Origin of the sequence: Nostoc sp. NMS8, assembly GCF_017115045.1 — a bacterium.
GTDB lineage: Bacteria > Cyanobacteriota > Cyanobacteriia > Cyanobacteriales > Nostocaceae > Nostoc.
The window spans coordinates 103,302-116,107 of sequence record NZ_JABXKK010000090.1; the positions used below are offsets into that span (position 1 = coordinate 103,302).

Annotated in this window: 9 protein-coding genes; 6 read left to right on the forward strand and 3 right to left on the reverse strand. The window is 42.0% G+C overall.

Going from position 1 to position 12,806, the window contains the following annotated elements:
• Nucleotides 1-815: 815 nt before the first annotated feature.
• Together HWQ39_RS19220 and HWQ39_RS19225 are read right to left on the reverse strand one after the other, a co-directional pair.
• A complete protein-coding gene (locus HWQ39_RS19220; RefSeq protein WP_292848780.1) occupies nucleotides 816-2,138 on the reverse strand; it encodes a HEAT repeat domain-containing protein in 1,323 nt (440 codons plus the stop codon).
• A gap of 54 nt (nucleotides 2,139-2,192) precedes the next feature.
• Nucleotides 2,193-2,606, reverse strand: coding sequence for a ubiquinol-cytochrome c reductase iron-sulfur subunit (locus HWQ39_RS19225; protein ID WP_292848432.1), 414 nt, complete (start codon nucleotides 2,604-2,606; stop codon nucleotides 2,193-2,195).
• Nucleotides 2,607-3,116: 510 nt separating this feature from the next.
• On the opposite strand from HWQ39_RS19225, the gene HWQ39_RS19230 reads away from it, so the two are divergent.
• Entirely contained in the window at nucleotides 3,117-4,718 is a 1,602-nt protein-coding gene (locus tag HWQ39_RS19230) for a ferredoxin--nitrite reductase (RefSeq protein WP_292848435.1), read from the forward strand.
• A 39-nt stretch (nucleotides 4,719-4,757) separates the two neighbouring features.
• Here the strand turns inward: HWQ39_RS19230 and HWQ39_RS19235 are convergent, their stop codons facing one another.
• Nucleotides 4,758-4,949, reverse strand: a complete 192-nt coding sequence (locus HWQ39_RS19235) for a hypothetical protein (RefSeq protein WP_292848438.1) — start codon at nucleotides 4,947-4,949, stop codon at nucleotides 4,758-4,760.
• Between the two features lie 168 nt (nucleotides 4,950-5,117).
• On the opposite strand from HWQ39_RS19235, the gene HWQ39_RS19240 reads away from it, so the two are divergent.
• From HWQ39_RS19240 to HWQ39_RS19260, 5 genes are all read left to right on the forward strand, one after another.
• Nucleotides 5,118-6,620, forward strand: a complete 1,503-nt coding sequence (locus HWQ39_RS19240; protein ID WP_292848441.1) for a NarK family nitrate/nitrite MFS transporter — start codon at nucleotides 5,118-5,120, stop codon at nucleotides 6,618-6,620.
• 465 nt (nucleotides 6,621-7,085) lie between these two features.
• Nucleotides 7,086-9,311: a molybdopterin oxidoreductase family protein gene (locus HWQ39_RS19245; RefSeq protein ID WP_292848444.1), complete on the forward strand. Its 2,226-nt coding sequence runs from the start codon at nucleotides 7,086-7,088 to the stop codon at nucleotides 9,309-9,311.
• A gap of 285 nt (nucleotides 9,312-9,596) precedes the next feature.
• Nucleotides 9,597-10,055, forward strand: coding sequence for a phosphate-starvation-inducible PsiE family protein (locus HWQ39_RS19250; RefSeq protein WP_292848447.1), 459 nt, complete (start codon nucleotides 9,597-9,599; stop codon nucleotides 10,053-10,055).
• A 49-nt stretch (nucleotides 10,056-10,104) separates the two neighbouring features.
• On the forward strand, nucleotides 10,105-10,557 hold the full coding sequence (locus HWQ39_RS19255) for a nitrate reductase associated protein (protein WP_292848450.1): 453 nt from the start codon (nucleotides 10,105-10,107) through the stop codon (nucleotides 10,555-10,557).
• Nucleotides 10,558-11,050: 493 nt separating this feature from the next.
• Nucleotides 11,051-12,433, forward strand: a complete 1,383-nt coding sequence (locus tag HWQ39_RS19260; protein WP_292848453.1) for a PrsW family glutamic-type intramembrane protease — start codon at nucleotides 11,051-11,053, stop codon at nucleotides 12,431-12,433.
• Nucleotides 12,434-12,806 lie beyond the last annotated feature (373 nt).

Below are 12,806 nucleotides of genomic sequence, written 5' to 3' on the forward strand. Positions count from 1 at the left end.
CTAGATTTCTGTGGGTGATTAATTTTCAAAATCGATATTTTCTATTCAATGTACTGCTAAATAGGTAAATATCGACCAGTATTGAGGAGTATTTGATCTAGCTTATTTTGGAAAAATTGAAAGCATTTGAATATCTCACAATATCTTACTATTTATCAGAAAAATTAAAATAATTAATAATCAGTAATTACTAATTCTTAGTTAAGAACGCACGACCCAAGTCGCTTGCTCACAATCGATAGATAAGGAATAATAATATTTATTTAAAAAATAGAATTATATTCTCTTCTATCCAACTTTATTTTAATTACTTATTGTGAATTATTTTATTGCTTGTACACAAGAATAGCTGATAGTTTTTTATCTAACTTCTACCCTAAGTGTAAAACCATTTATATCCCAGGACTTAATTTAGCATTTTAGTCTATGAGTGTGAAAAAATAAAATGTTTTAGAGCTTACAATTAGATAAATCTCTAAAAGCTGTGAGACTTAGCTTACTTAGCCAAAATAAAGAACATACTACAAACTTTTAATTACTTTTAATTATTTCCATAGACCTAATTAAAAAGTATAAGTTCTAGCTAATTTAAGCAGGATTTTCACGGAAATAGATATAATTACTTTGACATTAGCTTTTGGTTATTTGGATATAAATGAACTAGAAACTATAAGCAGCCAGATGCTACCAACGCTTGAGACTCTATTAAGAATACTTCACAATATTATTTCACGTGATAACTTATAACTTCATACTGCAGGTGTGTCTTACTTAAGACTTAAGGAATACATTTTATTATCAGTTATTGCTAAAATCTACCATTCGGCTAAAGCGATCGCTATTCCTTGTTTTAAATCTGGCGTGATTGCATCGTTGTTTGCTAACTGCTGCAATCGTTGATGTGTGGCTTCACTATCCAGATTTTTCAGTGCAGCGATCGCATGTAGTCTCACCGATGCATTAGAATCGCCTAACAGCGAAATCAATGGTTCAATTGCCTGCATTTCGCCTAACTGTCCTAAAGATAAGGCGATCGCACTTTTAATGTTAGTAATCTCTGTGGCTGGATATGGCGTTAGCGTTCCGCAGGAAAGGCATCGCAGTATTTGCAATAATATTTCTGCGGCTGGTGTAGTTAACTGCGGTTTTTGGACTCGTCCCAAAACTGTGACAATTTCTTGCCACACTGTTCCTGATGTACTTTGATTCAGTGCTGTTTGCAAATATTCCAAACTCGATAATGTCCCCACCCAGCTTAAAGCGCGGATGGTTTCTAATTGCAGCTTTATTGGTGTATCAGGTAAAATCAGCAAATCAAATAAGCATTTGGCAGCATCATCACTACCCACGCGAGAAAGGGAAGCTGCGGCTGCACAACAAACCTCAAGGTTAAAGTCGTAAAGCTTGGGTTGCAGTTTCGTTACTAAATCTAATGTTTGGTGTAAGTTGGGGCGAAAACCTAAACCAAGCACTGCTGCACGCCTCACTGTGGCGGCTATATCATCCAAAGCGTTCAACAGGATTGGTGCTACACGTTCGTCATGAAAACTAGTGAGGGCTTCAATTGCGGCGGCGCGGGTTGCTGCTTGTGGATCTTGTACTACACTCAAGAGTGGTGTGATGGTTTCTGGTTGGCGAATATATGAAAGCGATCGCACTGCTAACAATCGTGTATCTTCATCTAATAAAAGTTCAGTTAGTGAAGTAATAGCAACAGTACCCATTTGCCCTAGTGCTGTAGCTGCGATCGCTCTAAGTTCTTCATCTTCATCGGTTTTCAACAATTCAACTATTGCCGCGATGGCTTCTGAGTGTTGAAATTCTCCCAAAGTCTTTGCTGCATACCAGCGTAATTCTTCTTCTGCGTCTTCATCTTCTAATATCTCAATGAGTGGTGCAATGGCAATATTTCCCAAATTAGTCAACACTTTGGTAATTTCCCAGCGTTGCTGAAAATCCCCCATCTCTAACATTGAAAGTGTTAATTTCAGAATATATTCTCGGTTTTTAACTATCTCTAAATTTTCCGAGTCTGTCCCCAAAATTAACTGTTGCAAATATTGAATTAATGATGACCAATCAGATGCATTATATGCTGTCTCAACTTGCACCAAAAGCTGTTTGATATTACTCACAATATCCTGCTATTAATTATCATCTTCTGCTCCCTGCCCCCTGCTCCCTGCCCTCCATTAGCTTGGTTTGACTACAACAGAATTACCCTCAATTTTGGCGGCATAAGTTTTCAGCGCTTCTGTTGCTGGGCCTTTTTGCACTTTACCGTCAACCCCAAATTCCGAACCATGACAGGGACAAGCGAATTTTTTTACATTAGCCTTCCATACTACAGTGCAACCTGCGTGAGTACAGGTAGGGTTAACAGCAGTCAGATTTGGGGCTTTAGATGTGCCCACTACCAGCACAGGCCCGGCGGGTGAGTCTTTCGCCAGCAATTGACCTGTTTTATCTAATTCTGCCGATGCACCTACTGTTTGCCAATCTTTAGATGCTGGAGTTGTTTGAGTAGAACAAGCTGCGATCGCTACAGGTAGAGAACTTGCAATCAAACCCAAACCTACCCAATTGATAAAATCACGACGTTTCATAGCTGTTGAAATAATATCTAAGTTTTAGCTAACATCTGTTGCTCAATTTTGGATTTTACATTGATCTATGGCGATCCAAAATTGCTTCAGTCATCTCAAATACCGTTGATTAAGGGTTACACATCGTTCATTGGTGACTTTAATGCAAATAATGCATAGTATTCATGCACCTTGTGGAAATTTTCCCAGAAAACGTAACATTTTATACGATTTTAACAAAAGTCTCGCCTTAAGTTATGACTATCGAAATTGTTACATGAACATTATCTAAACCTGCTTGACAAATTCCCAAGATGTAAATGGCCACAAGTTTTCCTTAACTAACCACGGATTTGCAGTTTCGCGTTGGAATGCTCTTGAGTCAAAATAATCAGCCGTAATTAAATATTAAGTTTTTATTCCCTAACCCTCGTAGATACATCACCTAATGTAACTACGGATTGATTGGTATTGGGTAATTACGACCACAGTTTCCGATCTTATCAGTAATTTGCAACGAGATTCAGCCTCATGACAGACACAGCAACTACCACTAGCCTTAATAAGTTCGAGAAATTAAAAGCAGAAAAAGATGGACTCGCCATCAAGAGTGAGATAGAGAAATTTGCCTCCCTGGGTTGGGAGGCAATGAACGAAACAGATCGTGACCATCGACTGAAATGGGTAGGCGTGTTTTTTCGCCCAGTTACCCCAGGCAAGTTTATGATGCGGTTGCGGATGCCTAACGGTATTCTTACTAGCAGTCAGATGCGGGTTTTGGCGCAAGTGGTGCAGCGTTATGGTGATGATGGTTGCGCTGATATTACTACCAGACAGAATATCCAATTACGGGGAATTAGAATTGAAGATTTACCAGATATCTTTAATAGATTTGACGCAGTTGGTTTAACCAGCATCCAGTCAGGGATGGATAACGTCCGCAATATCACAGGCGATCCGGTGGCGGGGTTGGATGCAGATGAGTTGTACGACACGCGAGAGTTGGTACAACAAATTCAAGATATGCTCACCAACAAAGGCGAAGGGAACCCAGAGTTTAGCAACTTACCACGGAAGTTTAATATTGCGATCGCAGGTGGAAGAGACAATTCGGTTCACGCTGAAATTAACGATTTAGCTTTTGTGCCAGCATTTAAGGAAGCAGGGGAGCAGGGGAGCAGGGGAGCAGGGGAGCAAAATTTCCCCTCTAAAATTTTCGGCTTCAATATCCTAGTAGGTGGATTTTTCTCAGCCAAACGTTGTGAGGCGGCGATTCCTCTGAATGCTTGGGTGGCTCCAGAAGATGTAGTAGCCTTATGTAGAGCGGTTTTGGAAGTATTTCGCGATCATGGGCCACGTGCTAATCGCCAAAAATCGCGCTTGATGTGGCTAATCGATGAATGGGGTTTAGATAAGTTTCGAGCAGAAGTAGAAAACCGTTTGGGTAAATCATTAATATCCGCAGCACCTAAAGACGAGATCGACTGGGAAAAACGCGACCACATCGGGATATATAAACAAAAACAAGCAGGATTAAATTACATAGGACTGCATATTCCTGTCGGTCGGCTAGATGCCGAAGGTATGTTTGAAATCGCTCGTCTAGCAGAAGTTTACGGCACTGGCGAAATCCGGTTCACAGTTGAGCAAAACATTGTTATTCCCAACATTGCTGACTCGAATTTAGCAACATTTTTAACAGAAACGTTGCTAGAAAGATTTTCAATTAACCCTAGTTTGCTGGCGCGATCGCTAGTATCTTGCACAGGCGCACAATTTTGCAACTTTGCCCTCATTGAAACCAAAAACCGCGCTTTGGTAATGATTAAAGCCTTAGAAGAAGAGCTAACCTTCACCAATCCAGTGCGAATTCACTGGACAGGTTGCCCCAACTCGTGCGGACAGCCCCAAGTTGCAGACATCGGCTTGATGGGAACTAAAACTCGTAAAAATGGCAAAACCTTGGAAGGTGTTGACATATATATGGGTGGCAAAGTTGGCAAAGATGCTCATTTGGGTACTTGCGTCATCAAAGGCATACCATGCGAAGACTTGCAGCCAATATTGCAAGATTTACTCATCCAAAAGTTTGGGGCAAAACTCAACAAAGAAGCGTTAGTCGTTAGTAATTGATTGGTCATTGGTCATTGGTCATTTGTCATTTGTCATTGGTTAAAACTCAGATTTTAACCTTAAAGGTGCAACTTCCGAGTTAAAAGGTGCAACTTCCGAGTTAAAAGGTGCAACTTCCGAGTTAAAAGGCTCAACCTCCGAGTTAAAAGGTGCAACGTCCGAGTTAAAAGGTGCAACGTCCGAGTTCAAAGGCTCAACCTCCGAGTTAAAAGGTGCAACGTCCGAGTTCAAAGGCTCAACCTCCGAGTTAAAAGGTGCAACGTCCGAGTTAAAAGGCTCAACTTCCGAGTTAAAAGGTGCAACCTCCGAGTTAAAAGGTGCAACCTCCGAGTTAAAAGGTGCAACCTCCGAGCAAAAAGGCTCATCTTCTCTGTATTTTATTCAATTAGAAAGATTAGAATGCTTAAAAACTTATTTTCATTCAGCGATCGCTACCGGATCTTACATCAGACTTGGTTTGCTTTCTTTCTCACCTTCGTTTGTTGGTTTAACTTTGCCCCCTTCGCTACAACCATTGGCAGAGAACTACATCTAGCGCCAGAGCAAATTAAAACTTTAGGCATCTGTAACCTCGCCCTCACAATTCCCGCACGGCTAATTATTGGGATGCTTCTGGATCGTTTTGGCCCCAGAATCACCTACTCAATCTTGCTGATGTTTACGGTTATTCCTTGTTTGGCGACGGCGCTAGCGCAAGATTTTAATCAACTAGTCATCAGTCGTTTGCTGATGGGAATTGTCGGATCTGGGTTTGTGGTTGGTATCCGCATGGTGTCCGAATGGTTCCAGCCGAAGGAGATGGGAATTGCCCAAGGTATTTATGGCGGTTGGGGCAACTTTGGAGCTTTTGGCGCAGAGTTTGTGTTGCCGATACTGGCAGTTTCTACGAGCTTTTTCGCTGGTGGTGCTTCTAACTGGCGGTTTGCGATCGCACTTACAGGGATTATTGCAGCCATCTACGGGGTAATTTATTACAATAGCGTCCAAGATACGCCCACTGGTAAAGTCTACAAAAAACCTAAGAAAAATGGTTCTCTAGAAGTAACCAGTGTTAAAAGCTTTTGGGCGATGATTGTCTCGAATTTTGGTTTGATTTTCGCCTTGGGTTTATTGGCTTGGCGTTTAGAACAAAAGAATATTCGCTTCCTAACTGTGAGCCAAATGTATCTGACTTGGTTCCTATTAGCAGGATTATTTGCTTACCAAAGTTACAAAGCTTGGCAAGTAAACCGAGAACTACTAATTGGCAAGAAAACTTACGCTCCATCCGAACGTTTCCAATTTGGTCAAGTAGCCTTACTCGAATTTACTTATATAACTAGTTTTGGTAGCGAACTGGCAGCCGTTTCCATGCTGCCAGCATTTTTTGAAAAAACCTTTGCTTTAGAGCATGTTATCGCTGGAATGATTGCTGCTACTTATCCCTTCTTAAACTTGATTTCTCGTCCTAGCGGTGGCTTAATTTCTGATAAATTTAACTCCCGTAAGTGGACAATGACAATTATCAGCGCTGGCATTGGCGTTAGTTATTTGATGGCACATTTTATTAGTAGTAGCTGGCCAATTCCAGTAGCGATCGCAGTTACAATGTTAGCCGCTTACTTTGCCCAAGCTGGCTGCGGTGCAACCTACAGCATCGTCCCGCTAATTAAAAAAGAAGCCACTGGACAAATAGCCGGTAACGTGGGAGCTTACGGTAATTTTGGCGGCGTAGTTTACCTGACAATTTTCAGCTTAACCGACGCTCCAACACTATTTTCCACAATGGGTTTAGCCGCTTTAGTCTGCGCCTTTATGTGTGCCTTCTTCCTCAAAGAACCAAAAGGTTCCTTTGCCGCTACATTTGAGGGTGAATTACCAGAAACCGTAAGTAAAAACTCTGTCTTCTTAACTGAAGAATAGACCTGTCTTAAAAATAGAGAGTATGCAATAAGGGAAATAAATTCTCATAGTTCGTAGTAAGAACTTTAGTCGAATGGCACCAAGAAAAGATACATGACTGGTTCCCAGTCTCTAGGCTGGAAACGCATTCTGAGTAGCTTCAATGCGGTTCGGTTAAGATCCCCCCGCCTACGGCGACCCCCTTAAAAAGGGGGCAAATAGGAGGAAAAGCCCCCTTTTTTAAGGGGGTTGGAGGTTCTCCGAGAGCCAAATATACTAACCGAACCGTATTGCCAGTAGCTTGACAAGAGGCAGAGCTTCTTTTAAATATATTCCCAGCCTAGAGGCTGGGAACAAGACGACAAAACCCTTTGGGCTTTTCTTAGTGCCATTCGTTTCAAAGAGTTTTTGCATAACACACAAATTTCTCAACCTGGCGCTACATCTGAGGTTGCACAATCAAAATAACAAAATGGTACAACTGCCATGAGTGAATTTACCAAAACCCTTTGTCCCTACTGTGGTGTTGGCTGCGGTTTAGAAGTTTCACCCCCAGCCCAACTTGGCAAAGCCACTAATCGAGATAATCAAGGAAATCCAACTTGGCGAGTACGGGGCGATAAAGCCCATCCATCTAGTCAGGGAATGGTTTGCGTCAAAGGCGCAACGATCGCAGAATCTTTAGATAAAAATAGATTACATTACCCAATGGTGCGAGACTCCTTAGATCAAGAGTTTCGCCGTGTTAGTTGGGATGAAGCTTTTGATTTCATCACCAAACGTATTCAAACTATCCGCTTCACCCAAGGGCCAGAAGCCTTATGTATGTATGGTTCCGGTCAGTTTCAAACTGAGGATTATTACATAGCCCAGAAACTCATGAAAGGCTGTCTGGGTACTAATAATTTTGATGCCAATTCTCGTTTATGTATGTCTAGTGCTGTGGCTGGCTACATTCAAAGCTTTGGCTCAGATGGGCCGCCATGCTGTTACGAAGACTTGGAGTTAACCGATTGTGCATTTTTAATTGGTACTAACACAGCCGAATGTCACCCCATCGTTTTTAACCGTCTAGAGAAATATCACAAAAAGAACCGCAAAGTCAAAATGATTGTGGTTGATCCCCGTCGCACACCAACCGCAGAAGCCGCTGATTTGCATTTAGCCATTCGTCCCGGTACAGATATCGACTTGTTAAACGGCATCGCACATTTATTAATGCGCTGGAACTACATTGATACCATGTTCATGGACGACTGCACCATCAACTTTCCGGCTTATGCGGAAGTGATTCGCCACTATCCGCCAGAAGTTGTGGCTCGTCAATGTGGAATCAGCATTGAAGATTTAGAAACAGCCGCGCGCTACTGGGGTAAATCTGAGCGGGTACTATCTTTGTGGTCAATGGGTGTGAATCAATCCTCAGAAGGGACGGCTAAGGTCAGAACTATTATTAACCTGCACCTGATGACTGGACAAGTTGGCAAACCTGGAGCTGGCCCTTTCTCCCTCACTGGTCAGCCGAACGCAATGGGAGGAAGGGAAGCCGGAGGTTTGGCGCATTTATTACCAGGTTATCGGACGGTGAAAAATCCTCAGCACCGTGCAGAAGTTGAGGAGTTTTGGGGACTTAAGCCAGGACAGATTTCGCCCAATCCCGGTTTGACTGCTTGGGATATGATTACTGGGTTAGAAAATGGCGCTGTAGAGTTACTATGGATCGCGGCTACTAATCCTGCTGTGAGTATGCCAGATTTAGAGCGGACTAAAAAGGCATTATTGCGATCGCCTTTCACTATTTACCAAGACGCATATTATCCCACAGAAACCTCTGCTTACGCTCATGTTTTGCTACCAGCAGCCCAGTGGGGTGAAAAAACTGGTGTGATGACAAATTCCGAACGGGTAGTAACTCTGTGTTCAGGATTCCGCCAACCGCCAAGAGAAGCTAAAGCCGATTGGGAAATTTTTGCCGAAGTTGGACGTAGATTAGGTTTTGAGAAAGAATTTGCCTTTACTAACTCTGCGGAAGTTTACGCTGAGTTTGTCAAACTAACTAAAAATCGCCCCTGCGATATGACAGGTATCAGTCACACGCAATTACAAGCAGAAGGCCCGACGCAATGGCCCCATCCAGAAGAGAGCAGGGGGAGCAGAGGAGCAGGGGAAGCAGGGGGAGAAGCATCTGCAAATTTATCTGGGAAACGCCTTTACACCAATCTCCGCTTCCACACCCCTGATGGACGCGCTCGATTTGGGGCATATTACTCCAAGGGATTGGCAGAACCACCAGACCCAGATTATCCCTTTGTACTAACTAATGGACGACTTTACGGACACTGGCATACGCAGACACGCACTGGTCGAATTGAAAAAATTTGCAAAATGCATCCCGAACCGTTTATTGAAATTCATCCCCGTGATGCTGCTAAGTTAGGTATTGTAGATAATCAGTGTGTGGAAGTGCGATCGCGTCGAGGTAAAGCGAAGTTTCCTGCTAAAGTTACAAAAGCGATCGCACCTGGTACAGTTTTTGTCCCCATGCACTGGGGTTCGCTGTGGGCAGATAATGCCGAAGCCAATGCCCTCACCCATCCAGAAGCGTGCCCCGATTCACTCCAACCAGAATTAAAAGCCTGTGCAGTGCAATTGATACCAATTTCTGTAGAAGTTCCAATCAAAAATCATCAACTCCAGTCTTCGCAATGGTAAGCTGCAAAGTGTCGCTCAAAACTGGTATTTTATAACCAGCAATAGGTAATTTCGTCAATAATCAATAGTCAATAGTTATTATCATTTTTTATGACTCTCTAATTTTGACTGTTACCAATTACTATATCTAAAGAAGTACAATCTCTATAAACTAGAAGTTTTACTTTTAGATATGGATGAAGAATAAAAAAATAGATAGAAAGCTTACAAAGTATTAGTAAGTAATTTTTAATCCTCTAGATTTATCTATGGGATTTTATTTTGTCTTAGAATTGGGTGCAGCAGATGAAAAAGTTAATGAGGCGAATTATAGGAGCTACCAAAGATGAGAGCTTTATGCACATCATCGAAAATATAGAAGTTCTAGTTTCTAAAACTCTATCTGTTTTCATGGTAATTGTAATTTTGGTAGCGATTACAGATTTAGGAATATTTATTTTTAAAGAATTATTTACAATACCTTATGGGAAGTTTAATACAACCCTGTATAAGGTTTTTGGTTTATTTTTAAATATTTTAATTGCCTTAGAAATCTTAGAAAATATTACAGCCTATCTCCGAAAACACGTTTTTCAAGTTGAATTAGTTATTGTTACTTCCTTAATTGCTGTTGCCAGAAAAATTATTATTCTTGACTTAGAAAAGATTGGAGGTCTTGATATAATTGGTCTAGGTGTAGCTATTTTGGCCTTATCGATTAGTTATTTAATAATTCGTCTCAGTAATTCCAAAGATGCAGGTTGAAATAGTTCGTAATTTGTAATTTGTAATTTTGAATTTGGAGCGAAACGACGTGACAGACTTCTTTCAATTTGAAGCAGATTTTGTTGATTCCCTGCGTTGCATTCCTATGCAGGTACGCTGTAAATTAGATACCTGTGGCATCAAGTTAAAATTGCCCGACTGGAACCAAATGACTACAGATGAGCGTCAAGCTTTAGTTGAATTACCTTGCACCACAGAAACGGAAATTCAGTCTTACCATGATCATATCCAGCAGTTAATTATAGAACGTACTAATATACCAGCAAAAAAATTGCCCATCGAGCCTCATCCCGCATGGTTAGACTCTGGCATAGTACCAATTAGCCTTCAGGAAAAAGCTCAAGAAATAGGTGTAACCCTGACACAACAAAATTGGGCAGCTTTAACGCCATTACAGCGTTTTGCCTTGATTAAACTCAGCCAGCCAGGACATGAAAACAAGAACTTTAAGAGAGCGATCGCAGAATTCGATCTGCTTTAATTAGTCAATAGTCGGTGAACTACTGTGCCGTAAGACGGACGGAGCTTCCCAATTCATCGGGAATAGCCCAATCTTCAAGGCTGTTTCTTTCCCCATTCCCCATTCCAAACAAGATTAGTCAATTATCAGTAGCAAAAACAACCGACAACAGGCGGCGGAAAATTATATATTTCTGCAATGGCACTGAATGCAGTAAAAACCACTATTTTTTGATAAACTGCCGTAGATTTAATTTGCAGATAGGATGTCAAAAGTACAGTACTGATACAATCTGATTTATCCGCCTAATAAATCAGCTTTATGACAAACTCTCAGTAGATGGAATACTTATTTACATTAGGTAAAACAATTTGAATTTTTGCATCAAGAATTTTAAATTTCTTAACAGTAAGTGAAGCTATAGTGGATTTAGCAATGCTGCTGTTAATGTGGCCAAGGTTAGTCCTGCCGCCAAATTAGGTGAAGAATTAGTTTAGAAACGCACTTCTTATCGATGACAGGCAAAAACGCAAGACATAATGCATTTCTGCGGCTAGTGTCTGGTAATGGGGCAACTTCTGGAGCAGAATCTCGCTACTCACTGCCCCCCAGTAAAGAGATGGTAATTGGACGCGACCCCAGCTGCCAAGTTGTCTTGGATGCCATGAGCTACCGGATGGTATCTCGTCGTCATGCAGTGGTTCGTCCCCTCTCTCTATCCCCAGATAGCAAATTTAGCTGGGTGCTTTGTGACTTGAATAGTGCTAATGGCACTTATTTGAATGGACAACGCTTGTATGAATGTCAGGAATTGCACCCAGGCGATCGCATTTCTTTAGGTGCTGATGGGCCGCAATACATTTTTGAGTATGAGTATACCTCAATTACTCCGGCGACGACAGTGAACCAAGTTACACCACTGCCTTCGGCGACTAACTACCACAACCACACGCAATTAAAGCAGCCGGATTCTGTTAGCTTCACCCAGCTTTTTCCGATTATTTCTACTGGTAAAGATTTAACTAGTAAAGCTTACCTCGTACCGGGAATACTGACCGTCATCTTTGTAGTGTTAATGTTCGCTACAGTCGGTCGTCCCCAAGCTAATCAAGTGATCGTAGCAAGTTATATCGCTTTCGCTGCCTACTATTTTGTTTATCAACTTTGCGGTAAACAGAAGCCTTGGTGGGTACTAATGGCTACAGCATTGGGCACAACGCTGGTTTTGCTCAGTCCCGTGTTGGATCTATTTATCTTCGTGTTTCGCGGCATTTTGCCTGGAAGCTTGCCCACACCTCAAGAATCGATCACCTTCACAGAGTTGCTGGTGCGGATGTTTTTTGGCGCTGGCTTGATGGAAGAATTACTTAAGGCATTACCTGTTCTAGGGGCCTTTGCCATCGGTAGAATGTTGTCTTCACCTTGGCGGGAACGCATCGGCATCTGGGAACCTCTAGATGGTATTCTCTTGGGAACGGCTTCTGCTGTAGGTTTCACTCTCTTGGAAACTCTCGGTCAGTATGTGCCAGATATCACTCAAAATGTCACGCAACAGGTGGGTATAGGCGCTGCTGGTCAACTGGCAGGTTTACAACTGCTAATTCCCCGAATTTTAGGCTCTGTAGCCGGACACATGGCTTATAGTGGCTACCTTGGTTACTTTATTGGGTTAGCTGTCCTCAAACCTAGTAGGAGTTGGCAAATTCTTTCTATTGGTTATCTGAGTGCCTCTGCGCTCCACGCTCTGTGGAATGCGACAGGATCAATCAATGCCTTGCTGTTAGTAGTTGTTGGGGTGTTATCTTACGCCTTTTTGATGGCGGCAATTCTCAAAGCACGAGCGCTGTCACCAACGCGATCGCAAAATTTTGCTACCCGATTTCTAGGCCCAAAATAGCAGTAGGGGGAAATGAGGGGGTTAACAATTCAAAATTCAAAATTCAAAATGAGGCTCTCTACAAGACGCTAAAAGCGAACGAAGACTCGCTCTAAGCGTTCGCGCAGCGTCTCTAAGAGTTGCCGTTGGCGGAGCCTCTCGTCGAGAAGGCTTTACGCTGCGCTAACAAAATTAAAGACATTTCAGACGAGGATTAAAATCCCGACTGAAATGGGTGCTACATCTAGATTACAGGTTCTTAAACCCTTTAATTTATCATAAAGAATAACTACTAACCAATGCCCAATGCCCAATACTTCAATATTTACCTCTTGGGATAGATGGCCTAGTTTAAAAATTAGCCTAGAGTTAATTTATTATCGGGTAAGTGTAA

What these genes read in the sequence shown, in the direction of transcription:
- HWQ39_RS19225 (WP_292848432.1), bottom strand. Translation starts at nt 2,606, where the DNA reads ATGAAACGTCGTGATTTTATCAATTGGGTAGGTTTGGGTTTGATTGCA.
- HWQ39_RS19230 (WP_292848435.1), top strand. Translation starts at nt 3,117, where the DNA reads ATGACAGACACAGCAACTACCACTAGCCTTAATAAGTTCGAGAAATTA.
- HWQ39_RS19240 (WP_292848441.1), top strand. Translation starts at nt 5,118, where the DNA reads ATGCTTAAAAACTTATTTTCATTCAGCGATCGCTACCGGATCTTACAT.
- HWQ39_RS19245 (WP_292848444.1), top strand. Translation starts at nt 7,086, where the DNA reads ATGAGTGAATTTACCAAAACCCTTTGTCCCTACTGTGGTGTTGGCTGC.
- HWQ39_RS19250 (WP_292848447.1), top strand. Translation starts at nt 9,597, where the DNA reads ATGAAAAAGTTAATGAGGCGAATTATAGGAGCTACCAAAGATGAGAGC.
- HWQ39_RS19260 (WP_292848453.1), top strand. Translation starts at nt 11,051, where the DNA reads ATGACAGGCAAAAACGCAAGACATAATGCATTTCTGCGGCTAGTGTCT.